The sequence below is a fragment of the Methanohalophilus profundi genome, assembly GCF_004137855.1.
GTDB lineage: Archaea > Halobacteriota > Methanosarcinia > Methanosarcinales > Methanosarcinaceae > Methanohalophilus > Methanohalophilus profundi.
On sequence record NZ_QBKB01000002.1, the window covers coordinates 870,299 to 893,407 of the forward strand.

24 protein-coding genes and 2 pseudogenes are annotated in these 23,109 nt (G+C 44.0%); 12 read left to right on the forward strand and 14 right to left on the reverse strand.

What is annotated here, in order from left to right; translation table 11 throughout:
- Window positions 1-57 precede the first annotated feature (57 nt).
- Window positions 58-843, forward strand: a complete 786-nt coding sequence (locus C9889_RS04600) for a hypothetical protein (RefSeq protein ID WP_129597532.1) — start codon at window positions 58-60, stop codon at window positions 841-843.
- Between the two features lies 1 nt (window position 844).
- Here C9889_RS04600 and C9889_RS04605 read toward each other — a convergent pair whose 3' ends face one another.
- The 6 genes from C9889_RS04605 to C9889_RS04630 all read right to left on the reverse strand — a co-directional run bounded on the left by C9889_RS04605 (window position 845) and on the right by C9889_RS04630 (window position 7,449).
- Complete coding sequence (locus tag C9889_RS04605) at window positions 845-1,588, reverse strand: ParA family protein (RefSeq protein ID WP_129597534.1); 744 nt, start codon at window positions 1,586-1,588, stop codon at window positions 845-847.
- Window positions 1,589-1,785: 197 nt separating this feature from the next.
- On the reverse strand, window positions 1,786-2,127 hold the full coding sequence (locus C9889_RS04610; RefSeq protein ID WP_129597536.1) for a transcriptional regulator: 342 nt from the start codon (window positions 2,125-2,127) through the stop codon (window positions 1,786-1,788).
- 85 nt (window positions 2,128-2,212) lie between these two features.
- Entirely contained in the window at window positions 2,213-3,844 is a 1,632-nt protein-coding gene (locus C9889_RS04615) for a tRNA uridine(34) 5-carboxymethylaminomethyl modification radical SAM/GNAT enzyme Elp3 (RefSeq protein WP_129597538.1), read from the reverse strand.
- A complete protein-coding gene (locus C9889_RS04620) occupies window positions 3,837-4,868 on the reverse strand; it encodes an AAA family ATPase (RefSeq protein WP_129597539.1) in 1,032 nt (343 codons plus the stop codon). The genes C9889_RS04615 and C9889_RS04620 overlap by 8 nt, the downstream gene beginning before the upstream one ends.
- A complete protein-coding gene (locus C9889_RS04625; protein ID WP_129597541.1) occupies window positions 4,865-6,556 on the reverse strand; it encodes a preprotein translocase subunit SecD in 1,692 nt (563 codons plus the stop codon). The genes C9889_RS04620 and C9889_RS04625 overlap by 4 nt, the downstream gene beginning before the upstream one ends.
- Window positions 6,553-7,449, reverse strand: a complete 897-nt coding sequence (locus tag C9889_RS04630) for a protein translocase subunit SecF (RefSeq protein WP_129597543.1) — start codon at window positions 7,447-7,449, stop codon at window positions 6,553-6,555. The genes C9889_RS04625 and C9889_RS04630 overlap by 4 nt, the downstream gene beginning before the upstream one ends.
- Before the next feature lie 177 nt (window positions 7,450-7,626).
- Between C9889_RS04630 and C9889_RS04635 the strand changes: the two genes are divergently transcribed.
- Window positions 7,627-8,097: a deoxycytidylate deaminase gene (locus C9889_RS04635; protein ID WP_072358683.1), complete on the forward strand. Its 471-nt coding sequence runs from the start codon at window positions 7,627-7,629 to the stop codon at window positions 8,095-8,097.
- Here the strand turns inward: C9889_RS04635 and C9889_RS04640 are convergent.
- The 3 genes from C9889_RS04640 to C9889_RS04650 all read right to left on the reverse strand — a co-directional run bounded on the left by C9889_RS04640 (window position 8,074) and on the right by C9889_RS04650 (window position 10,747).
- Window positions 8,074-8,835 carry a coenzyme F420-0:L-glutamate ligase gene (locus C9889_RS04640; RefSeq protein ID WP_164999278.1) on the reverse strand — a complete coding sequence of 254 codons (762 nt, stop codon included), beginning with the start codon at window positions 8,833-8,835 and terminating at the stop codon, window positions 8,074-8,076. The two genes, C9889_RS04635 and C9889_RS04640, sit on opposite strands and share 24 nt — an antisense overlap.
- 181 nt (window positions 8,836-9,016) lie before the next feature.
- Window positions 9,017-9,481 carry an Hsp20/alpha crystallin family protein gene (locus C9889_RS04645; protein ID WP_129597547.1) on the reverse strand — a complete coding sequence of 155 codons (465 nt, stop codon included), beginning with the start codon at window positions 9,479-9,481 and terminating at the stop codon, window positions 9,017-9,019.
- Between the two features lie 81 nt (window positions 9,482-9,562).
- Complete coding sequence (locus tag C9889_RS04650; RefSeq protein ID WP_129597549.1) at window positions 9,563-10,747, reverse strand: cofactor-independent phosphoglycerate mutase; 1,185 nt, start codon at window positions 10,745-10,747, stop codon at window positions 9,563-9,565.
- Window positions 10,748-10,832: 85 nt separating this feature from the next.
- Between C9889_RS04650 and C9889_RS04655 the strand changes: the two genes are divergently transcribed.
- The 4 genes and pseudogenes from C9889_RS04655 to C9889_RS04670 all read left to right on the forward strand — a co-directional run bounded on the left by C9889_RS04655 (window position 10,833) and on the right by C9889_RS04670 (window position 14,769).
- Entirely contained in the window at window positions 10,833-12,005 is a 1,173-nt protein-coding gene (locus C9889_RS04655) for an S-layer protein domain-containing protein (protein WP_129597551.1), read from the forward strand.
- A 69-nt stretch (window positions 12,006-12,074) separates the two neighbouring features.
- Window positions 12,075-13,468: pseudogene (locus C9889_RS04660) on the forward strand (aspartate kinase).
- 15 nt (window positions 13,469-13,483) lie between these two features.
- Window positions 13,484-14,482, forward strand: a complete 999-nt coding sequence (purM, locus tag C9889_RS04665; protein ID WP_129597553.1) for a phosphoribosylformylglycinamidine cyclo-ligase — start codon at window positions 13,484-13,486, stop codon at window positions 14,480-14,482.
- Window positions 14,479-14,769, forward strand: a complete 291-nt coding sequence (locus tag C9889_RS04670) for a DUF1894 domain-containing protein (protein WP_129597555.1) — start codon at window positions 14,479-14,481, stop codon at window positions 14,767-14,769. Before purM ends, C9889_RS04670 begins: the two co-directional genes overlap by 4 nt.
- Here the strand turns inward: C9889_RS04670 and C9889_RS04675 are convergent, their stop codons facing one another.
- The 4 genes and pseudogenes from C9889_RS04675 to glnA all read right to left on the reverse strand — a co-directional run bounded on the left by C9889_RS04675 (window position 14,770) and on the right by glnA (window position 17,823).
- A complete protein-coding gene (locus C9889_RS04675; RefSeq protein ID WP_129597557.1) occupies window positions 14,770-15,333 on the reverse strand; it encodes a hypothetical protein in 564 nt (187 codons plus the stop codon).
- A 66-nt stretch (window positions 15,334-15,399) separates the two neighbouring features.
- The gene (locus C9889_RS04680; protein WP_129597559.1) at window positions 15,400-15,585 is read right to left on the reverse strand and encodes a hypothetical protein; all 186 of its coding nucleotides are present in this window, start codon (window positions 15,583-15,585) and stop codon (window positions 15,400-15,402) included.
- 41 nt (window positions 15,586-15,626) lie between these two features.
- A complete protein-coding gene (locus C9889_RS04685; RefSeq protein ID WP_129597561.1) occupies window positions 15,627-16,451 on the reverse strand; it encodes a type IV pilin N-terminal domain-containing protein in 825 nt (274 codons plus the stop codon).
- Window positions 16,452-16,495: 44 nt separating this feature from the next.
- A pseudogene (gene glnA / locus C9889_RS04690) lies at window positions 16,496-17,823 on the reverse strand (type I glutamate--ammonia ligase).
- 334 nt (window positions 17,824-18,157) lie between these two features.
- Here glnA and C9889_RS04695 point away from each other — a divergent pair.
- The 4 genes from C9889_RS04695 to C9889_RS04710 all read left to right on the forward strand — a co-directional run bounded on the left by C9889_RS04695 (window position 18,158) and on the right by C9889_RS04710 (window position 21,313).
- The gene (locus C9889_RS04695; RefSeq protein ID WP_225419986.1) at window positions 18,158-18,529 is read left to right on the forward strand and encodes a DUF2178 domain-containing protein; all 372 of its coding nucleotides are present in this window, start codon (window positions 18,158-18,160) and stop codon (window positions 18,527-18,529) included.
- Between the two features lie 18 nt (window positions 18,530-18,547).
- Window positions 18,548-18,742 carry a helix-turn-helix transcriptional regulator gene (locus C9889_RS04700; RefSeq protein ID WP_129597565.1) on the forward strand — a complete coding sequence of 65 codons (195 nt, stop codon included), beginning with the start codon at window positions 18,548-18,550 and terminating at the stop codon, window positions 18,740-18,742.
- A 489-nt stretch (window positions 18,743-19,231) separates the two neighbouring features.
- Window positions 19,232-20,479 carry a Glu/Leu/Phe/Val family dehydrogenase gene (locus C9889_RS04705; protein ID WP_129597567.1) on the forward strand — a complete coding sequence of 416 codons (1,248 nt, stop codon included), beginning with the start codon at window positions 19,232-19,234 and terminating at the stop codon, window positions 20,477-20,479.
- A gap of 105 nt (window positions 20,480-20,584) precedes the next feature.
- The gene (locus tag C9889_RS04710; protein ID WP_129597569.1) at window positions 20,585-21,313 is read left to right on the forward strand and encodes an NAD(P)-binding domain-containing protein; all 729 of its coding nucleotides are present in this window, start codon (window positions 20,585-20,587) and stop codon (window positions 21,311-21,313) included.
- 87 nt (window positions 21,314-21,400) lie between these two features.
- On the opposite strand, the gene C9889_RS04715 is transcribed toward C9889_RS04710, so the two are convergent.
- The gene (locus tag C9889_RS04715; RefSeq protein WP_225419987.1) at window positions 21,401-22,120 is read right to left on the reverse strand and encodes an NAD(P)-binding domain-containing protein; all 720 of its coding nucleotides are present in this window, start codon (window positions 22,118-22,120) and stop codon (window positions 21,401-21,403) included.
- A gap of 297 nt (window positions 22,121-22,417) precedes the next feature.
- On the opposite strand from C9889_RS04715, the gene C9889_RS04720 reads away from it, so the two are divergent.
- Together C9889_RS04720 and C9889_RS04725 are read left to right on the forward strand one after the other, a co-directional pair.
- Entirely contained in the window at window positions 22,418-22,729 is a 312-nt protein-coding gene (locus C9889_RS04720; protein ID WP_129597573.1) for a DUF167 domain-containing protein, read from the forward strand.
- A gap of 8 nt (window positions 22,730-22,737) precedes the next feature.
- Complete coding sequence (locus C9889_RS04725) at window positions 22,738-23,103, forward strand: DsrE/DsrF/DrsH-like family protein (RefSeq protein WP_072359584.1); 366 nt, start codon at window positions 22,738-22,740, stop codon at window positions 23,101-23,103.
- The last annotated feature ends 6 nt before the right edge of the window (window positions 23,104-23,109 follow it).

Genomic DNA, 23,109 nt, shown 5'->3' on the forward strand with positions numbered 1-23,109 from the left:
ATAATTATTTATTTTTTGGGCAACTGATAGTGATATGTGCCGCAGAAAACTTATTTAATGATATCGGGCGACAAAAAGATAAAAAAAATGCATCTGTTGATCGCTTTTGTTGCAACATACTTTGCCATCTGGCTTCCTGACATACATGGCGTTTTAGGAATGGAAAATGTGAAAATTAGTTCCACACTGGTTTTCGGCACACTGAACGGACTGCTTCTTGGCCCGGTATATGGGGCCATTGTATCCCTAGCAGCTATTTCAGTCTATCGTATAGTGCATGTTGATATGCTGCTCAATAACCCATTCTATCTCATAAGCCCTCTATTCCTTGCAAGTGCCTCCCTTGTGGCGGGACTGGCAATCGCGGGGAATAAAAAGAAAGCAGTCATTCTCCCGTGCCTATTAATCGCAGCCTGGTTCGCAACAGGGGTAGGCAGAGAGGTTTTTTATTATCCCTGGTTACACATATTGTCTATTGTATTTTTCCTTACTTTTACCAGAATAGAAAACAAAATATCCTTTTTTTCCAAAAACAAAGGATATCTGTACCTTTTTGCATGTTCACTACTTGCCGTCTCCACAGACCATCTTGCAGGAAGCCTGTCAGCACTCTTTATTTTCGACCTTGGAAGCAGTATGTATAAAGAGGTAATATTTATTTACCCGCTTGAAAGGATATTAATTGCGACTATATCAGCTCTTATATTCTACGCTTTCATCGTTTGGATAAACCTGCTGAAAGCAAATGCCAGTGTACTGGACGAAAGAGAAGAACACAATGTCAAAGATGTAATGGATTATATCAATAGTGAAGTGAAAGACATAATTGAAAAAGAAAAATGAATTAATCACCGATACTGACCTTCAGCCTACCAATAGCACTGGAAAAAGGATGGGAAGGGTCTTCAACAGTAAATATTTTCGATAGGCCCTGTGTGGATACTTCACACATGCACGGAATAGAAGAAAGCACAGGTACTCCATATTTTTCACCCATTTGCAATGATTGTCCATTAAGACACATGTTCTCCACAATCCCACATTTTTTGCCCAGGGGAGTATATATTCCATCAATTGCCTGCTTTATATTTGTGAGGCAATATTCATTGGGTTTTATAACCATCAGGACATAATCACTGCCTGCCACCACATTGGCCGATGTAAAATCCACCCCGGGACTTGTATCCATAATTACAACGTCAAAACCTTCTTGTTGGAGATGCTTTTTGGATTGAATCAAGGCTTTGAGCGCATCTGATTGCCATTTCCGGTCTTTTGAAGAAAATTCCCTGATAGCGGATATGTCGGGATTTGAATAACCTACATAGAAACGGCCCTCTGAATTAATACTTTCTGAACCGTCCACTATTACTTCCCGTATGTTTTTCTTGTAATCAAGGATATCATTTATCCACTTACCCGAGGGAGGGAACATGCCATTGAATGTGCTGGGAGATTTCAGGTCCATATCAAGCAAACATACATCCTTACCTTCTTTTGCATAAGCACATGCAAGATTGATGGCAACACTTGTTTTTCCCGTCCCCCCACGTGGAGAGTGGACTGCAATTGTAAACGTATCTTTCATTTGATTTGCCTACATATTAATTATTTAATTAAATAAACCATCTCGTAACAAAGGTACAAATTCCTGATGGGAATACCTTTTACCTTAGAGTATAAAAGTCCAATTTTCACAATGAAGATGTAGTATACATTAATTGTTCTGGTGAATATTAATCAAAGTGATTAATATAATTTTTTCTCTACTTTGACATACATATGTTAAATGGATTGAACTGTAAAAAAGACTTTCCTGCCATCTCTGTGCTTATGTACATGACCCATACGTACAAGCTGATTGAGATAATTGCTTTCAACTGCTCTTTCCTTAGATGTTTTTTCTGATAGCTGTGCAGCAGTTGCGGTTCCCATTTCAAATAAAACGGTAGCTGTAGTGCGCAAATGATCCGGCAGGGAAAGAAGAGTCATTACATCGAGCTCATTTAACTCGTCTTCCTGCGAAACATGAGAAGAAGAATCCTGCTGGAATAACAGCCTGTCGAGCTTATCGTTGATTTCATTCAAAGCTACAAGAATATTGTTCATTTCAACTTCTGAAACCATATGGCCACCATAAATTGTATTCTGGTATTACAGTAATACTGTATTCCCGTAAAACTATAAAAAAGTACAGTATCCATGGAAAGAGTTAAAGATATTTTACCATATATGGACCTTCCAGTACATACCCCAGTTTCCGATAATATTCACGCACTCCGATCCCGCTGATAATACTGAGTTTTTCAAAACCTGCATCTTTTGCCATTTTCTCAGCCTCAGAAATCAACCTGAGACCATAACCTCTGTGCTGCCAGTCGTGGTCCTTTGCAGACCCACCCACAACAACCATTGAACCATAAACATGTAATTCCCGTACAAGAGCCGAATCATCAAGTTCAGGCCGATGTGGCTTGTTCGGAAACCTCAATCTTAAAAATCCAATCAAAATGTCCTGACTTACATCCTCAAACGAGAGGAAATGTTCCTGCCCACCGCAGGAAGAATAGGATTGCACCATAAATTCAATATCTTTTATTGAAGGTGGTCTTTCTTTCAGGATATTATGACCAACTTCCCTGCAACGTATACAATTGCATTTGCCACCTTTTTGCATAAGTCGCTGGCCTGCAAGCTGGCGAATATTACTCTTTTTCACACCGGCTAATATCTGCTGTGCAGGAATGTCCCGCTGGATACGTTGCAGCCGCACCCACTTTGGAAGCATTGATTTTATATCAGCAAGCAGTTCCACCGCCTCATCATCATAAAGGGGATCGTACTTGCCTGCCCTCCACATTTTTTCAAGCTCTGTACCTTCGGTTACAAGGGTGGGATAAATCTTCAGGAAATCCGGCATGAAGCGCGAATCACTGAACAGTTTTTTAAATCCCCGCAGGTCCCGCTCATTATCCGAACCAGGCAGCCGGGGCATCATATGGAACCCAACTTTCAGGCCACTATCGCGCAATATACGGTTAGCCTCAGCGGTGTCGGCAACTGTATGGCCCCGGCGCATCCTTGAAAGTACAAAATCGTATACACTTTGCACCCCGATTTCCACTTTTGTAGCACCAAAATCCAGAAGCCTATCCACTTCCACTGGAGATGTCCAGTCGGGGCGTGTCTCATATGTTATACCTATGTTGCGAACCGCAGAACTTTCATTGGCCTCCTGTACATCTTCAATAGGAATATAGCCGTAAACATTATGGACATTATCCCGCCATTGCTGCCCCTTAAAATCATTCATCGCCTCAAGACAACGTTTGGTAAACCATTCCTGATAATCCAGATTTCGGGATGTAAACGTACCTCCCATGACAATAAGTTCTGCCTTATCGACTTCGTGCCCGATTTCCTGCAACTGTTTCAGGCGTGCGTGCACTATCCTGTAGGGGTCATACTCATACTGTATGCCCCTCATGGCGGCAGGCTCCCTTCCCATATAACTCTGAGGAGACTCAAAAGCAGATGCAGGCCCACCGGGGCAGGGCACACAGACACCGTGAGGACAGGGGGCGGGAGATGTCATAACCGCTATAACGGCCACACCGGATATTGTCCTTACAGGTTTACGCCGCAGCCGGCTGCGCACAAACTCCTTTTCACTATCAGAAGCAGCGGCTATGACATCGGAATTACGAGGAAGCGTTGACAGGCCATATTGCCTGCTTATGTTCAATTTTTCCCTGTTGAACTGCACCTTATCCAATGTTAAATCTTCAAGAACCAGCTCAACAAGTTTCCTGCAGGCTTGAGCAAAATCACTCTCATCAGACATTGGCCATCTCCGTGACCAGTCGTTCAAGATGTATCCTGTCGTTAGCGGCACTCCTGACATTCAGATCGGCATCAGCAATCTTCAACAGGATTTGGGCCAGGATTTCAGGAGATTCACCGGCATCACCCACAACCCGATACAAATGCCTGACAATTTCCACTCCGGACATGCCGTCTTCAATAAGCATTTTATCAATCGCCTTACGTGCCTGGGGAAAATCCGCAGCTGAGATAGCTTCCTGAAGGGAAGAAATACCCGCGGGTACATCTTCCATTACTACTTCAAAAATTATATCTGCAGATAGTTTTTCACCGGGGTATTGGAGAGCGGCAGACTGGAAAAGTCGCAGAGCACAGTCCACGTTGCCTTTACAATGACGTGCAAGACCTCCAAGAGCCTCCGGGTCATAAGCAAGAGCCTCACGATCAGCAACACTGCCAAGGAAACCTACGAGTTCATCATCTGACACGTAGGTGAAAAATAATTCCAAACCGCGGGAGCGCAGAGGAGAGATGAGTCTTGAGGGCTGGGATGTGGAAAAGATGAACCTGCAGGTGCGACTGTAGCGTTCCATGATCCGGCGCAGGGCATGCTGGGCACTTTCATTGAGGGATTCCGCACTATCGACAAAGATAATCTTATAATCCGCATCAATTGAACCCATGCTGGCATATTCATTTACCAGCTCCTTAAATATCGAAATAACACTTGACCTGATCTTTTTGGGATCATCCGTCCCCAGAAAACGCACAAATCGCTTGTCCCTTACAAGATAACGTTTACCCTGGTCAAAAAAATCTGAGGCATTGAAATAGGTGAAGTTGTGCTCAAAAGTATCACCATAGATGCCTCTTGCAAGGGCAAATACAGCGGAGGCTTTTCCACTTCCTGCAGGCCCGTGGACTACAAGGTGTGGCAATTTCCCGGCAGATACCAGATGTTGCATTATTGATATTGCCTTTTCATTGCCTACAAAATCACCCAGGTCCTGTGGCCTGTATTTCAATGTCCAGAGATCTTTCATTGCCCCTCTCCTTTTTCCTGAAGCACTTCCTTTATCACCTTACCGTATACCGGACGGGCAATAAGTACACCGATCAATACACCGACAATGGTAGTTATGGCAAAACCTTTCAGGGCCCCAAAGCCCATGACAACCAGCGGCGACATTGCAATGATCGTGGTTGCAGCTGCTGCAAAGATTATGCTGAAAGCCCGGGCAATCCTTGAAAGGTAAACTTTTGTTGGTGGTAATTTACCCTCATAAAGCACCTCGTCAGTAATTATCACAAGGTGATCAATACCCGTACCTATCACTGCTATTATACCGGCAATGCTTGGAAGGTCAAGTTGCCATCCCACAGCTGCAGCAAAACCTAGGATCATGAGTACTTCACTAACAGAAGTGGCCACCATAGGCACAAGAATCTGTTTTTTACCATAACGCCTGAAGACCACACCGGCAACTGCAAGCATAGAAAGCAATCCTGCAATAATCGCTTGCATCTTGAACTGATCTCCCAGCGATGCATCGACCTGTCCGGAACCCATGAGTTTCACATTGACCGGCAGGGCTCCCGCACGCAAGTGTATCTGGAGTTGTTCGGCCTGTGCCTTACTTTCATTATCCGCACCTGTGGAAGCTTCCCAGGAATAAATTGGGTTCGTCCTTATACGAGATGCAGCTGAAGGGCTCAGCGGAGCACCGTATACTTCCTCATCATCAAGATACATGTAAAGCCAGTGAGAGTTGGGATCGTTTACTGCACCTGCCTCTATTGCAGCTTCTTGGAGAGCATTTGCCCCATCAAGGGTCAGCTTAAATGGAGTGTACCACTGTCCATCATGACGGGAGGGGACACCCACACTGGAAATATCGTCACCGTAGAGCACATGTTTGGTATTGTTGCCTTCGGTTTGCATCCGTATTTCAAATTTACCAGGTTTTTGGGCAATCTCCTTGGCAGTTGTAAGATCGATACCTGCAAAATCCATCAGTATGTATTCATCACCCACCGTACGTACCGGTATATCCTTCAGACCAAGGGCATTGAGTTTTTCACTGAGAATTTCTTTGGTAAGGTCCCGTGTCTCTGTGCGCACACCCTCACGATAGAGTTTGTCACCGTTTTCATCGGTCAGCAGAAAACCGCCAACATCAGATAATAAATTTTCAACATTTTCCTGTTCTGCTTTGGTCCTGATTTCATATTCCACACCGCCGGGAACTGCATAGGGAATTACCTCGGCATTGAGTTCCTCAGAGAGATATGTGGCTATCAGTTGTTGTTCTGTTGTATAAAGAGTAATTTCTGAAAGATTGCCTTCTCTACTTACTGAAGAATCACTCAGACCCAGTTGATTTAGCTGGGATTGGGTTACTGAAGCTTGTGTTTTTAGGGAAATAGTCGTTGTGGATTGCCCTTCAGAGGGTGGTATGACATTCACGACTTCAACCGGAGAGCCAACAATATTTTCGACAAGAGCACTTGCAGTCATTCCAGAGTCAACATTGGCCTGTATTACAGCACCCTGCAGGCTTACCTGTAACCAGGAACCCCCTTCAAGATCAAGTCCATAATCAAGGTTGGTATCAAAACCTTCATCTGTCGAATACCAGGGCTGGATTGCAACTAGAGAAAGCAGAAGGGCTATTATGAATATACGTACACGCCAATCACTTAACAGACTCTTTGGTTTTTCTTCACTCATGTCTTCACCCCCTTGGGGTTCTTATTCACATACCACCTGAGGATACCCGTATTCAACAACCAAGTATTCATCAGGTCAGCAAGTAGACCGAATATTAGTACAATGGAAATGTCAGATAAGAGGTTTATCTGTGAGACAGTTGAGGTCAGGACATAAGAATATGTGGAAACAATATACATAACCACCAGAGCTGCAAGGGTCGTGGTGGTCATCGTAATACCTGTATGCATTGCAAGGGATATTTTTTCATTTGCAGATCCACGTCGTTTGAGTACACGGGTTGTGAGTAAAATATCACTGTCAACAGAGTAACCAATAAGCATCAATAAAGCTGCAACTGTACCAAGGGATAGTTCAATTCCTGTGATATTCATGAATGCAGCGGCTATACTGATATCGGAAAATGCAGAAAGGACCACTGCTAAGGAGGGTATGGTGCTGCGGAAGATAAGGAAAACTACTATCGCCATGCCTATAAAGGACAGAACTACAGCCTGGAGGGCCTGTACCTGCAAATCTTTGCCGTAGACAGCGCCTACCTGCCGGATCTCTACGAAGGAATATGCAGATGTTATTTTCTTTTCAAGTTCCAGCTGTTCGTCATTCTCCATTGGACCAAACTGGAGTACTGCCCTTTGTCCGGTTTTACGTACATCGGCCAGAGAATAAGCTGAATAATCGGCCTCCAGTTTTTCTATAGGGTCGTCTGTCTGGAAGGAAATCATTGTTCCGCCCTTAAATTCCATACCCAGGTTCACAGGGGACCCGGATGTGGAATACACAAATACCATAATCAGTAAGGCTATTGCAAACACCGCAAGCGGTATAGTTACAAGTTGCCTCTCATTATGGCTTTTAATAAAGTTTTCAAGTTTATCAATAAACAGCGCCATAAATTGTATGCTCCGATAACATAGACTCAGAAGTCAAATTACACTTTTCCATACTATGAAGTAATATATACTATTTTCTTGTGTTATTGCTTTTTGGTGAAGGCTCCTGAAAACAGAATGATCGGAAAAGGGCTATTACATAACTAATATATACATCCCCACACCAACTCTGCAGGCATGCCATACAGACCATCTGTTGACGAATATTTTCTTGAAATAGCTACCGTAATAGCCAAAAGATCCACATGCCTTCGCAACCGGGTAGGAGCGGTCATCGTGCGGGATAAGCAAATCCTTTCCACCGGTTACAATGGCGCCCCTAGTAATATGGAACACTGCCTGGATATAGGATGTATCCGGCAAAAGAACAATATCGAATCAGGAACACGTCATGAGAAATGCCGGGCAGTGCATGCCGAACAGAATGCCATAATCCAGGCAGCCCTGCACGGAGCTGGAATAGAAGGGGCAACTCTCTACTGTACACACCAACCCTGTATTCTGTGTACTAAAATGATAATCAATTCCCGGATAAAACGGGTAGTTTACCTGACATCATATCCGGATACTGATGCTCTGGATTTCTTTAATGATGCAGGAGTGGAGATAATAAACCTGCCTGTATCAAGACTCCTTGAAGATGCGTAAAGCCTTCTTAATGAGATCCATATTGTCCGGCCGGTAAAGCTGGCGGGCAGATGTTTTTTCTTCGGTAAACAGGGGTATGCCCCGTACAACAACCACCGGATTACCTCCACTCCCTTCACCCATCAGCAGGTTTGCAGCAGCTGCCACTTCATCGGCAACCGCTTCTTCACTGATCTGCATTTCATAACCGAAAAGATCCTTTTTACCTCTCCAGTAATAAATGGGTGTAGCGTGATACAGCCCTATTGCAACACCTGTCTGGCCCAGTCTGAAAGCCCTGCCATTGGTATCAGTTACCACAACAGCAACCCTGCAACCTGTAATTTCTTCAACTCTCTGACCTATACTTCTGGCACTGGCATCCGCATCCTGGGGGAGATCGGCAAGTAAATCGTTCTCTACATTGGAATCATCCACTCCCGCATTGATACATACATGTGCTCTGTCGGATTGCACAAGCATTACAGGTGATTCGACAAAACACTCACTGCACCTATCCAGTACCGCCTGCACAAGCCGTGGGTCTTTATCATCCCTTTTGCCAATCCCGATTGCACAGGCAGAGGGCGTAATATCTTCAAGGGAAAACAGTTCATTTTCGGCTTTTGCAATGATGGTAGAAGCAATAACCAGCACATCGCCATCTTCCAGAGCGGCACGCTCACATATCATAGCCGCAATGTCGTCACCGGGTTTTACCAGAGGTATATCATCAACAGTAAAGGCTTCCATCCTCACCTTTTTTCAACTCCACAGGAAAATACAGCAGCTCATAAATAATACTAGCCCTATATATTAACCTGCGGCGATGATGAGAGTTACCCCCACCGAGCAAAGTATGAGGACAGAACTTAACTGATGCCGCAAAAAATTAAACCTCCCTGCAACCTGCAGAGAGGTAATATCACATTTAACTAATTTATTCGATTGAGATCTTCGGTTTTTCAGCTTCTTTGGTTTTTGGTAATGTGACCGTCAGCACCCCTTCCTCAAGTTTGGCCGTGGCGCCTTCCTCAGTCACAGAAGCCGGCAAAGAGACTGCCCTAGAGAAACTTGAATACCTGCGCTCTTTCTGGGAGTATCCTTCTTCCTCTTTCTCTTCTTCCTTTTTGCATGTTGCACTGATCTCAATCATGCCCTCGGATACACGGATGTCCACATCCTTCTTATTGACTCCAGGAAGATCTGTAGTTACTACTACGGAATCATCCTTCTCCTGGACATCCACCAGAGGAGCCAGAGTTTCACCACCCTTCCACTGTACCGAGGGTAAGAATTCCCTGAAAAGGTCGTTTAGGTAATCCTGTGTATGTTTTATCTCATCGAATGGATCCCATCTACTTACTGAAGGTGAATTTCCCCTGCGTATTAATCCTCTTTTCATATTATACCACTCCTGTTATTCCTTTTGTGGGAATAACAAGCAATTATTGTGTTTGTACTTCTATAAAAATATTGTGGTTATTCAAAGGGAAAGCATGGTATGTATCAGGTCGCAACCTTTGACAGTTGAAAGTACACCATCTGTTGCTGCATCTTCTGAGTAGGTTTTGACAATATCAGCATCCTGATTGAATGATGGATAGATCACAAAGGGCACCGGATCAGGTGTATGGGTTCTTACTGCAATTGGCGTAGGATGATCGGGAAGGACAAGTACGTTACACTTTTCTGACATCTTATCTATTCCTTCAAGGATGGTCCCAACAACTTTAGAATCAAAATCCTCGACTGCCTGTATCTTGGCTTCCAGACTACCCATATGTCCCGCTTCATCCGGAGCTTCCACGTGAACAAAAACAATGTCATGGTCCTTCAGGGATTCAAGGGCATATTCTGCCTTACCCACATAATTTGTATCAAGATATCCTGTAGCACCGGGAACTTCAATTACATCCATTCCTTCACAGATACCCAGACCCTTGATAAGATCCACTGCAGATATTACAGCTGCTTTTAATCCGTACATTTCTTCAAAAGAAGGCATCGAAGGAGAATAGCCCTGACCCCAGAACCATATGGAATTGGCAGGTCTCTTTCCTTCTTCAATGCGTTTTTTATTCACAGGATGCTCGGAAAGAATATCCCAGGATGCCCTGATCAATTCTTCCAGTTTTTCTGCTGAATCTCCCCTTGGCATGTGATCTGAAGCAGGGTTCTCAACCACATCATGAGGAGGAGTACAGATAGCATCCGCACCAAATTGTGCAACCATAAGATGGCGATAGCTGATCCCCGGATAAAAATGGATGTCGCCACCTAGTTCATCCTCAATTGCCTGCATGAGTTGACTTGCTTCTTCGGTGGAAATATGACCGGCACTGTGATCCAGTATATTGCCATTTTCAATTGTTATCAGGTTACAACGAAAAGCAACATCATTTTTATCCAGCTCAATTCCCATACTTGCTGCTTCTAAGGGAGCGCGTCCCGAATAATATTTGGCAGGATCATAACCCAGAACGGACATATTCGCCACATCGCTGCCTGCGGGCATCCCATCCGGAACATTGGTAGCCAGACCATTTATTCCCTCCAGCGCCATACGGTCCATGTTAGGAGTATCCGCAGCTTCTAATACAGTTTTGGCTCCAAGTTCTTTAATAGGATAATCTGCCATTCCGTCACCGATTAATACAATATGTTTCATACAAACACCTGCCATCTTTTTAAATACAAAACTGCCAATTATTCATAAGAAAATTAAAAATATAAGCATACGAGGGTGAGGACTAATGAAATATATACGTTTTGCAATTGGCGTCATTTGTGTATTCACAATCTTCTGTGGTTTTGCCAGTGCTGCAGAAGAAATGGAGGAACAAATCCAACATGCTGAAACCATAGTTTCAATCGGAGATGAAATCGAATTGGAACAGGGATACACAGCGGACATTGTCGATGTGAACAGTGACAATGGGGAACTCTGGCTCAAGCTCTACCTGAATGGAAAAAAGGTTGAGGGGGGTTTTGTCAAAGAGAATAATCCTTTCAGATACCTGAGGACAATAGAGGAAGAAGACGATGAAGAAACTGATTACCTGTTATTCAATTTCAGCCTGCAGGGTACCGAAAAAGAAAATGGAGAAACATCCTCTGAAATCCTGATTAAACAATATCGTGACCCGGAGATTGACCTCGATAAATATTTGGTATTGGATCAAACCACCTCTTTGGATATCGGGTCGGAAGTGGACCTCAAAGAAGATTACACCATTGAAGCCTCCAATCTTGACGAAAATACTGTTACTATTGCACTCAGGAAAAACGGCAATGTAGTAAAAGCAGAAGAAAATATGGAGGATGGAGATGTTTTTGCTTATACCCGTACAAACGGCGACCGGGTAATGACAATTTTTATGGGAAAAGTCGGAAGCATATTTGAAGGTGAAGATCGTGACGTTGTATTTCTGGAAAATGTAGCCCAGAGGACCGATGTAGACATAGGACCAGGAGCACAAATCGAGATCGATGTTCCAGCAAAGAATCCAGAAAATGAACAAATCATCATACACTACACTTTAAATGGCGATGCAGACACTGTGGAAGTGTATCTGGAAGGAGATCTCACTGACACAAGAGAGAACCTGGGTGAAGGTACCTATCCTGCAGCCATAGAAGAATTATCCAACGGTGAATACAATATAGAAGTAAAGGCAGTTACTTCCGACGGGGCAGTAGTCACTGAATCTGCTATATTAAAAGTGGGGCAAACGCAGGGAGAAAGAGAGAATGGAGAACAGGGACAAGATATTATTGATAAAGCACAGAATATAACCTCTGCTGCTGAAAATGCTGCCGATAAAATCAATGAAACTGCCACTGCTTTGGAAAAGGTTCCCGCACCGGGCACATTTTTTGCTATATTCATACTTCTGGGAGCATGGATGTGGTGCAGGAAGAGGTGACAATATTTATATGCGCTTCTTCCCTATAACAGCCAGAATTCACAAATCATCCAATAACGTGATACTAATATGAGATATGTAATGAAATTCGGCGGGACATCCATTGAAAATGGGGATAAGATTGGCCATGTCGCAGAATTACTGAAAGACTACAGGGAACAGGGCCACGAAATCGTGGCAGTGACCTCGGCTCTTGGTGGAGTCACCGATGGGCTGATGGAAATAGGTATTGATGCGTCCCATAAAGGCAAGGTTTCCCGGGTAAAGGAATTTATGGCAGACCTTGCAAAAAAACACTACGATGCAATTGAGATTGCATCGATGATGCCAGGATTGCCGATGAAACAATCCGCACGATCGATGCTCTTATCGATGAACTCGAAAAGGCACTCATTGGCATCTGCTATCTGGGAGAACTCTCCCCGCGTTCCACAGATTACATATCCTCCTATGGGGAAAGACTTGCAGCTCCTGTTGTTAGCGGAGCTGTGCAAAGCCAGGGAATTAATTCCAGTTCATTTACCGGTGGAGAGGCAGGAATTGTAACCAATAGTAAATATGGTTGTGCCAGACCTTTCGAAAAAACCTATGAAAATGTTGGCAACATCCTAAAAAGGGTCGTTGCAACATGTGTTCCTATAGTTACCGGTTTTATCGCAGAGAATGAAGAGGGAATCATTACAACCCTGGGACGCAGTGGCTCTGATTTCACTGCTTCGATTATAGGAGCTGCTATCGAAGCAGACGAGATCTGGTTATGGAAAGAGGTTCACGGCATAATGACCAGTGACCCCCGAATTGTGCCCGATGCACGTCCTATACCCCAGATATCCTATATTGAAGCAATGGAACTGTCCTATTTCGGTGCTAAGGTACTCCATCCCCGTACAATTGAACCTGCGATCAAGCATGGAATACCCGTGCGGGTGAAAAATACATTTGATCCTGATTTTGAAGGAACATTAATTGTTTCAGACCAGCGACTGCGCAAGGATGTAGTAAAAGCCGTGACCCTGATACAGTCAGTAGCCACAATAAACATCTCAGGGGCCGGGATGGTGGGTGCAATCGGTACAGCTGCCAGGGTATTTTCCATACTCGCCAATGCGGGAGTAAATATTCGAATGATCAGCCAGAGTTCCTCGGAAGCAAACATGTCATTCGTTGTGGATGAGGGGCATCTGGAAGATGCGGTAGCTGCCCTGAAATCAGAAATGAACCAGGATGTAATAGGGGACGTGGCTTGTGATCGGGACATCTGTGTGGTGGCTGTTGTCGGCGCCGGAATGGATGGTATCCCCGGTGTGGCAGGCAGGGTTTTTAATACACTGGGTACAGAGAAGATAAATGTGATAATGATAAGCCAGGGATCTTCCCAGCACAATATTTCATTCGTGGTCAGCTCCGGTGAAGCCGAAGAAGCAGTACGCCTGTTAAATCATGAGTTTGAACTCGGAGCATAAAGACAGAGGGATACAATGGACAAAAAACTTACCTACGCCGATTCAGGAGTTGATATCTACCAGGAAGAATCCACCATAGGCAACCTTACCGGCGGCATGACATACGCCAGGGAAGGCCTGGGAGCCCCGATGACAAGCATCGGGCATTACGCCGGCCTGATGGATTTTGGCGATTTTGCCCTTGCAATGGCTACTGATGGCGTGGGGTCCAAGGTACTGATTGCCAATGAGATGAAAAAATGGGACACCGTTGGAATTGACTGTATTGCCATGAATGTCAATGACCTGATCGCCATTGGTGCCGAACCGGTCAGTTTTGTGGATTACCTGGCAATCGAGAAACATTCTGATGAATTCGCACGGCAGATAGGCTTAGGGCTTGCAAAGGGAGCCGAGATCTCCCGGATGTCCATTTTGGGCGGAGAGACCGCAACCCTCCCCGAGATCGTGAAGGGGTTTGACCTTGCAGGCACATGCCTGGGAAAGGTGGACAAGGATGCCATTATTACAGGAGAGAAGGTCGCAGAAGGCGACGTGCTTGTGGGCGTACCCAGCAGCGGAGTCCACAGCAACGGCTATACCCTTGTGAGAAAGATCATTGAGAATTCTGAATATTCCTATCATGATCCTCTGCCCTATGACAGCTCCCGCACCATCGGCGAGGAACTGCTCACCCCCACACGGATTTACATGGAAGTGCTCGATGCAATCCGTAAGTGCGAGGTACACGGCCTGGCACACATCACCGGCAGCGGACTGCTGAAGTTGCGCAGGGTAAGCGAACTGGGATTTGATTTGACAGACCCCATCGAGCCACCACAGATTTTCCGTTTCCTCCAGAAGCAAGGCAATGTCGAGGAACTGGAGATGTATCGCACTTTCAATATGGGCATGGGCTTTTTGCTTATTGTCCCGCCACATGAGGCTACAAAAGTTGCAGAAATAGTCGACGGGAAAATTGTGGGCAGGATTACGGAAAAAGGTATCCGTGTAAAAGACCTAATTATTGAATGATCAACATGGCATGTATCAGTGACCTTCCCTATGAGATCTTGCTAAAGGGCGCATCCGTCAAGAAAAGTGAGGAATTTATTCGCGAAAACTGTGACGAGGTTTACCACGTCCCGGGTGGCTACAGTCTGGCAGGAGTGATGCTCAAAGGCGGCAAGACCATACCCATAGGCGTCAAGGGCAGTTCCATTTATTTCCAGTACGTCAAACCCTGCAAGGGATTGTTCGTCCTCAAACTGGATGATGCACAGGAAGAAATTGAAAAATTGAGGCAGGGAAACTACCAGTAATTACAATCTGGTACTCTTTCCCTGATCCACAGCACATCCCAGAAAATCCGCAGACGGGAATTCATGGACAGTTGTGGCAATGATCAGGCCCTCGCCGAACTCTTTTTTCACCATCACAGCCCGGCCCTGCTCATCTTTTAGAATTACTTCCCCATCGGCCCGTGAAAAGTAACCATCGCATTCCACAGGCTCCTGCGGCTCTGCAATAATACAGGGCATAGAATCATCCACAACCTCCAGCGAGGATTGCATATGCTCTTCCACATAGGACAGTTCAAAGGGCAACCAGTCATATTCATATTCCGGCATACAGGCCCCGAATACCACAAGCACACCGCCTTTTTTCACAAAATCGGCTATCTTGCGTCCCTTATTCTCAATACCTTTCGCCACCTTCGTATAGGCCGGATTGGCAAAACCGGTGGGCACCATCAGACATTTTGACGCAGGTAAAAACGGAGTGCCCAGTGAGTTGCCGTCCACCCGCAGGCATTCGTAGCCGTGTTCCTTGAACAGCTTTTCAAAAAGAATGGGAGTATCCCAGAGCAGCATTACGTCGGTCATGACTGGGAATTCTTAATCAGAGATTATAATTGTGACGGGGGATGGAGATAATGAATGAATTTATTGTTATTTGGCCTCAACTTCTCCATATGAAGGATCGCCATCTACATTTTCTTCACCAATCGGTTCATATATCAAAGTATCATCTTCATCAATAATTTCCACCCCATCAACGAATAAGGTATAATTTTCCTGATTTAAATTTGCAGTAATCTCTGTACCAGCATCAATTGTTGCCCCATTAATATACATATCTCCATTAGATTTAAGTTCAATCTTTTTATCAGTGCTGGTTATATTGGCATTCGTAGCGTTAAGTAGACCTGTTTTGCATCTATTTTAATATCTTCCTTAGCATCAATTGTTGCACCAACAATATACAAATCTTCTTCAGATTTAAGATCAATCTTTTTATCAGTGGTTATATTGGCACCCAGCTTAATACTGTTAGCTTCTATATTTATATCTGTACCTTCTTGATTAATATATTCAGTTTCTATTACAAGATCAACACTCGTGTTACTAAAAGATATTAAATCATCTTCTTCGTATGTAGTTTCCCCGTTGTCATATTGTCCATTTCCATTGGCATCATCATAAGCCACGTCACCGTCAGGAAGAGGATCGCCTCCACCATCATCTCCACCGTTACCACCATCATCAGCTCCACTATCCCCTATGGACCCATAGGCATCATAGATTACCAGACTGGAAGCGGTATGTACCAGTTTGGAAGGAACATTATCTTCGTCGATATCGTAATTTAACTGTGAAGAAGTATTGACCTCTATTACATCCCCCAGAGCCCATTCATTTGAAGAGTAATTGAACTGCGAAGAGTTCAGGGTCTCATAGGAACCATTCACATAGACCACAAGTTCAAGGTCATCCACATTAACAGTTTCCCCTCCGCTGTGGCGGAAATAGAGGGTATTGGTATCCTCATCGGCCCAGTGGTCGATGTCCACCCTGACATTATCGGGCCCGTCAAGAGAAGATAAAACAAAAGCAGCGGCTGCAGCGATTGCAATTACAATGATGCCGGTCAGCAGTATCTCACTGAAAACCTCTATGACCGCATCATCTTTTCTGGCAAAATCCTGCAGCTTTTTGATCATGATATGCTTTATGATATCATGAATATATTAATTTATCTTATATATTATACTGCATTGAGATAGCGTTTGGTTTCCCAGTCATGCACCTGTAATTTGTAGGCATCCCACTCGGCATAGGCAATCCGCAGCAGGTTCTCATGCACATGCGCACCCAATGCATCCCTGAGGAACTCGTCCTTTGCCAGATGATTGGCTGCATCCAGCAGGGTCGGGGGCAGGGTTTCGATATTCCTGTCTGCAAGACCCTTGGGAGTGAGATCATAAATATTCACATCGGTGCCTTCACCTGGATCGATCTCCTCTTTGATACCTTTCAAACCTGCAGCCAGGATTGCTGCAAAGGTCAGATAGGGATTACAGGAGGGATCGGGACTTCTCAGTTCCACACGGGTACTCTGGCCTCTGGCGGCAGGAATCCTGACAAGGGAACTGCGGTTCGGGCCGGACCAGGTAATGTACACCGGTGCTTCATAACCCGGCACCAGACGTTTATATGAATTGATCAATGGATTGGAAATTGCAGTGATACCTTTGATGTGTTCCAGGACCCCGCCGATGAAATGATAGGCCATTTGGTCCACTTCTTCCTCATCCTGTGGATCATAGAAAGCATTCTTGCCATCCTTGGAAAGAGAAAGGTTGACATGCATTCCTGAACCGTTTTCCGAAGTAAGGGGTTTGGGCATGAAAGTGGCATGCAGGCCATTGAGTTTTGCTATCGTACGGGTTACGTACCTGAAGGTAACCACATTGTCAGCAGTAGAGAGAGCGTCGTCATACTTGAAATCGATCTCATGCTGGCCGAAAGCAACTTCGTGATGGGCGGCCTCGATATTGAAGCCCAGATCGATCAAACCGAGAACAATCTCCCTGCGTATATCCTCTGCAAGGTCTGCAGGTGCAAATTCAAAGTAGCGTCCGAAATCATGGGGCTTGGTGGTTGCCTTGCCGTTTTCGACCTGGAAGAGGAAAAATTCCAGTTCAGGACCCACATTGAAAGAAAATCCCATTTCATGGGCCTCCTTCAGGACCCTGCGCAGGACATACCTGGGATCCCCTTCAAAGGGAGAGCCATCAGGCTTGCAGATATCACAAACCATACGGGCCACCACTCCCTTCCCCTGATCCCAGGGGAGCAGGGCAAAAGACCTCACATCGGGCCTAAGCACCATATCGGATTCGTCTATTCTCACAAATCCTTCAATTGACGAACCGTCAAAGGAAATGCCTGTTTCGAGGGCTTTTTAACCTGGCTCACAGGAATTTCCACATCTTTGACCACACCCTGTATATCGGTGAATTGTAGTCTGATGAATTTGATATTATTGTTCTCTATCGCGTTGTATACGTCTTCCTTGCTCTTAATGTTCATTAAATCGCCTTAATAGCTTTGTACGAACTATATGAATGTGTTTTTTAGGATTAATATTGTATATCATGTTTTTGGTAGGAAAAGATATAGTACTAATATAGCCGGTTTTACTCTTCTTTATCCTCAAAAATAAAGAATCCCATTTCTATCAAAAGTTTACATCTGAAAATAAAGTATGCAACTTTTTTGAAGGATAAAAATAATTTCAATGTTGAACTGCTTGAACAATATACAATACATTATGTAGCAAAAACATGCCTTAATGAAAGGTTATATATACAATAAGTAAAGTATTATTTACATAGTGATTTACGTGCAGACCAAAGATATAGGCATGTTAGTTATAGGGGCCATAATAGCCTTGATCGGAGTAGCAATTCACATCCTTGAACCAGGATGGATCATAAATCCAAGTGGAACTGGTGGCGCATTCGTAGGTGCAGGTGTTGCACTTATTGTAATCAGTATCCGTAGCATCAGACTCCAGAAAAAAGGAACCGTAGTTGAAGATGAAAGGATATTTCATATTGCTGAGAAAGCCAGTCACAAAACATTGACGATACTCATAATCCTCGAAGGTGTATTGATGGCATTTTTTGGAGTTACAGCATTCGATATCCAGGCATACCCCATTGTGTCTCTATTGTTTGCTATAACGATGTTGTCCTATGCTGGATTTTACTACTGCTACAAAAGACAAATGTAATTCCAGGATGGATATTGAATGAAGAACACACTAAAAGTCTGGAGAGCAAAGAAAGATATTACTCAGGAAGATCTGGCCAATAAGATGGAGGTGACTAGGCAAACCATCAATGCTATAGAACGTGGCAAATATGATCCAAGTATAAAATTGGCGTTCAAGATGGCACGATTCTTCGAATGCTCAATTGAAGATATTTTTCTTTACGAAGAATGATGTTAACGCATATGTTAACATCACGCCTACTTTTGCCATACACCCGCATCTAAACAAAAAAAAACAGATACCGATATCAAGATTATGCTTGATTATAAATATCCTTAATTTAGAGTCGAAATGCACCTTTATAGTCAGAGGGTGTACTTTATGGTCAAAGTCAACTACCCCTACCTTACGGAAGGAGACTACTGCTCGAAAAGTTGAAAACTTTGGAGGCAAACCCAGCATATGAGCAAACTTTAAATATTATAAAGTAGGTAAGCAATTGGCTACTGATGACAATCACCTAGTGAATAAAATAGGAAAATTTTGCCAATATGAGAAATCCACATTCATCACCTCAATAGAAGTAACTAATGACAAAACAGAAGATATTAAGGGAAAGTGAGAAACTTCGACTTATATCGGATACTGGTATGTAATTAGTTATTATATAATGAATGTATACAACCACATAAAAATTTGAAATATATAGGAGGTCAGGAAATGTCAACTGAAAATCCCTTTGAAAATTCCCGCAAGCAGTTAGCAAAATGTGCATCAATCCTAAAACTGGATGAGAATGTACACGAAATGCTCAGACATCCAATGAGAGAAATGCGTATCTCAATTCCGGTACACATGGATGATGGCTCTACAAAAGTGTTTGAGGGCTTCAGGATACAGTATAATGATGCAAGAGGTCCCACAAAAGGAGGAATACGTTTCCATCCGGAAGAGGATATCGACACAGTCAGGGCTCTTTCCGCATGGATGACCTGGAAATGCGCTGTTGTGGACATCCCCCTGGGAGGAGGAAAAGGTGGAGTTGTCTGTAATCCAAAAGATATGTCAGATGCAGAACTTGAAAGACTCAGCCGTCAATATATTGCAGGTATTACCCCCATAATTGGCCCCCGCAAGGACATCCCTGCTCCTGATGTCTACACCAACCCCCAGATCATGTCATGGATGATGGATGAATACTCCAAGATCTGCGGAATAAACCAACCCGGAATTGTCACTGGCAAACCATTGACAATCGGAGGCTCACTCGGCAGAGGAGATGCAACTGCAAGAGGTGGAATCTACACCATACGAGAAGCTGCAGAGAAACTGGGAATGAACCTTGAAGAAGCAACCGTCGCAATCCAGGGATATGGAAATGCCGGATACCATGCAGCAAATCTGGCAAAGGAGTTGTTCGGATCAAAAATCATAGCTATCAGTGACAGTAAAGGCGGTGTCATGAATAAAAACGGTATCGATCCAACCACTGCGTTTGAACACAAGACTAAGACGGGCTCTGTAGTGGACCTGCCCGACACAATGTCTGTTTCAAACGAAGAGCTGCTGGAACTTGACGTGGACATTCTGATACCTGCAGCGCTGGAGCATGTCATCACGGAAAAGAATGCAGACAAAATCCAGGCAAAAATTATCGCGGAACTTGCCAATGGTCCGACAACACCTGCAGCTGACGAAATCCTGTATGAAAGGGGAGTTCACATGATCCCTGACTTCCTGTGTAATGCAGGAGGAGTAACAGTCTCCTATTTCGAAATGGTGCAGAATTTCTATATGTACCAGTGGAGTGAAAAAAGGGTACACACACGTCTGGACAAGAAGATGACAGATGCATACGATGCCGTTTATGAGGCATCCCGGAGATACGAAATAGATATGAGAACAGCCGCATATGTCGTGGCCATCGAACGCGTGGTTACATCGATGAAAGACCGTGGCTGGATTTAACCACACTGATTGGATATACCTAAATGAAATGACCCGTTTTACAGGGTCTTTTCAATTTTTTAGTGATTATTACATATTCTGTTTTTACATAACTGGAGAATGTCTATGAGAATTGCAATTCTTGGTGGCACAGGTAATATTGGAAAAGGATTTGCTCTGCGATGGGGCCAGATACACGATATCATTATAGGTTCAAGAGATGAAGAAAGAGCAAAAACAAAAGCTTCTGAATATAATGAAATAATGGAAAAGCATGGTTTTGATGCATCATCCATAAAAGGAACAGACAATAAAAATGCTGCTGCTGAATCAGAGATTGTGGTTCTTGCAATCAGATACAGCAACGTAGAATCAATAATTGAACAGATCAAACCTGTGCTGAAAAACCAGATTGTGGTTTCAGTGGTCGTACCCATGGAAAAAGACAGCTGTTATATGATTCCGGACAGAGAGACCATTGAAATAGAGACCCAAGCGCGGGAAGATTATAAAACAAACTATTTCTGTTACAACAAACCACCATCCGGCAGTGCTGCAGAAGAAATTGCCGCAATGTTACCTCCGGGGGTAAGTCTTGTCTCTGCCTTTCACAATGTACCAGCCGCCAAACTTGCAGACCTGGACCTCAGGCTTGATTATGATATAGGAGTTTGCGGAAACGATATGAATACAAAGAAGGTGGTCTTCGATCTTGTAAGAGCCATACCGAATATGAACCCGGTAGATGTAGGTCCGTGTGAGACCTCCTTAATGGTGGAATCCCTCACCCCTTTGCTCATAAATATAGCTGTCAGAAATCAGAGAAGAGACATCGGAATTAAGTTCGTAGACTGAGAATTAACACCAAAACTGTACCAACGGTGGCTGAAAAAGGAATTGTAAGGAATTGAAAATAACCGAACCTTCCCCTTACTGGAGTCTTTATACAAATTTCACTCCCAGGCTATCCATTTTGTTCCTGGCTGCTATGTTTATCAGCAGGGGAGTGAGGGATTCGATCATGGAAGAGGCCTGTAAGGGACCTGCATCCAATGGTCGCAAATTTGGTATATCATCTGTGAGTTTGCAGACAACTTCTTTTGAAGCCATATCATTCCCACAAACAGCAATATCATAATCCAGTGCAAGAGAGAGATCTTCAAGATGTTTGGCAGGAACATTGTGAAAACCCGATACCAGTCGAATGTTTTGGGGAAGAAGTTGTGCAATTTCCTCGGCGGCACTCCCACCAGCAGGTTGTGTATAACAGAAATATTCCGCATTGTATGCAGAATCCCGTACATCAACTTCCATATGTTTTGCATCTGGAATGATGTAACAGCTGTCCTTTTCCATAGGAACAACCACAGAAACCACAATCTGGTCATGAAGCACGGGAGTAATGGTTTCAATAACAGATGAAACATGACGATACTTTATTGCAAGCAATACGACATCGGCCATTTGCGCAGCTGTTTTATTATCTACACCTTCAAAGGAAGCTTTCTTTCCAAGATCTTCCAGCCTACACCTGTACTCATTTGCCGCTGAAGCCGCCCTTTCTGCATTTCTTGAGCCAATGATGATATCGTGAAGACTGCCCCACCGCAGAGCAAAGCCTTTACCAATATGTCCCGTGCCGCCCAGTATCGCTATTTTCATGAACATTTCATCTCTCATAATAACGTTTATAACTATTGGTTGTCAGACGTCAGATATATAACGGAGAATGCTGGTACTCCTATTTGCGTATTGTAAGGTCCTTGCACAAGAATATGGCACAAGCCATTCGATGAGTGTACAGACAACCTCAGTACGCTACAAAAAGGAGACGGTGTGACATTACGCCTGTCACGAGGGTAACCGGGATGGACAGCGGATATTCCATAGGATGATATCCTGGAGTTAGTGCGTCGGGATACAGCATCGTTCTCCACAAAATATAATTGATGGAATAATATGCCAATCCGGGATGCCATACACACAAAGGGGAATGGTTGTATAATTGATTTTGAAATTAATCCCGGCTCCAGCAAACTGGTAGTTCCTTCAGGTTACAATACCTGGCGCAAAAGGGTTGAGGGTAAATTAACTGAACCCGCACAAAAAGGAAAAGCCAACGACCAGCTTATACAAGAGCTCAGTCATATATTCCAGATAAACATCTCCTCAATAACCATTGTATCCGGTGCAAAAACTACCAAGAAATCGGTACATCTTGAGAATGTGGGCCCAAAAGCAGCAGAAGATGTTCTGGAGCAATACCTGTGAGAGATAATATGCACAAAGTTACAAATGTCCTGATCCTGCTCAAAAGCATGATTTACGAAAGTACCGGTCCACTGGAGACCCTTAGGTTTGCAAAGCACTACAGTGAACAGGGCCTGAATGTAAATATAGTCCTTTTTGGCCCAATGGGAGTAATGCTTGCCAAGAAGGATAAAGCAGGAGCGTTGGAATACGACCAGAAAATCGATGAATGTATGAATCTGGGAGTGAACTTTATGTGTTGCAAACTGGGTTCTTCACTTGTAGGGCTCAAATATGAAGAAATGATACCGGGCATCGAAATGGTCGAACCTGAAGCTATTGCTGATACCATTCTGGAATTTAGCCAGAAACAACAACTTATTATTACGCTTTAAAAAAGA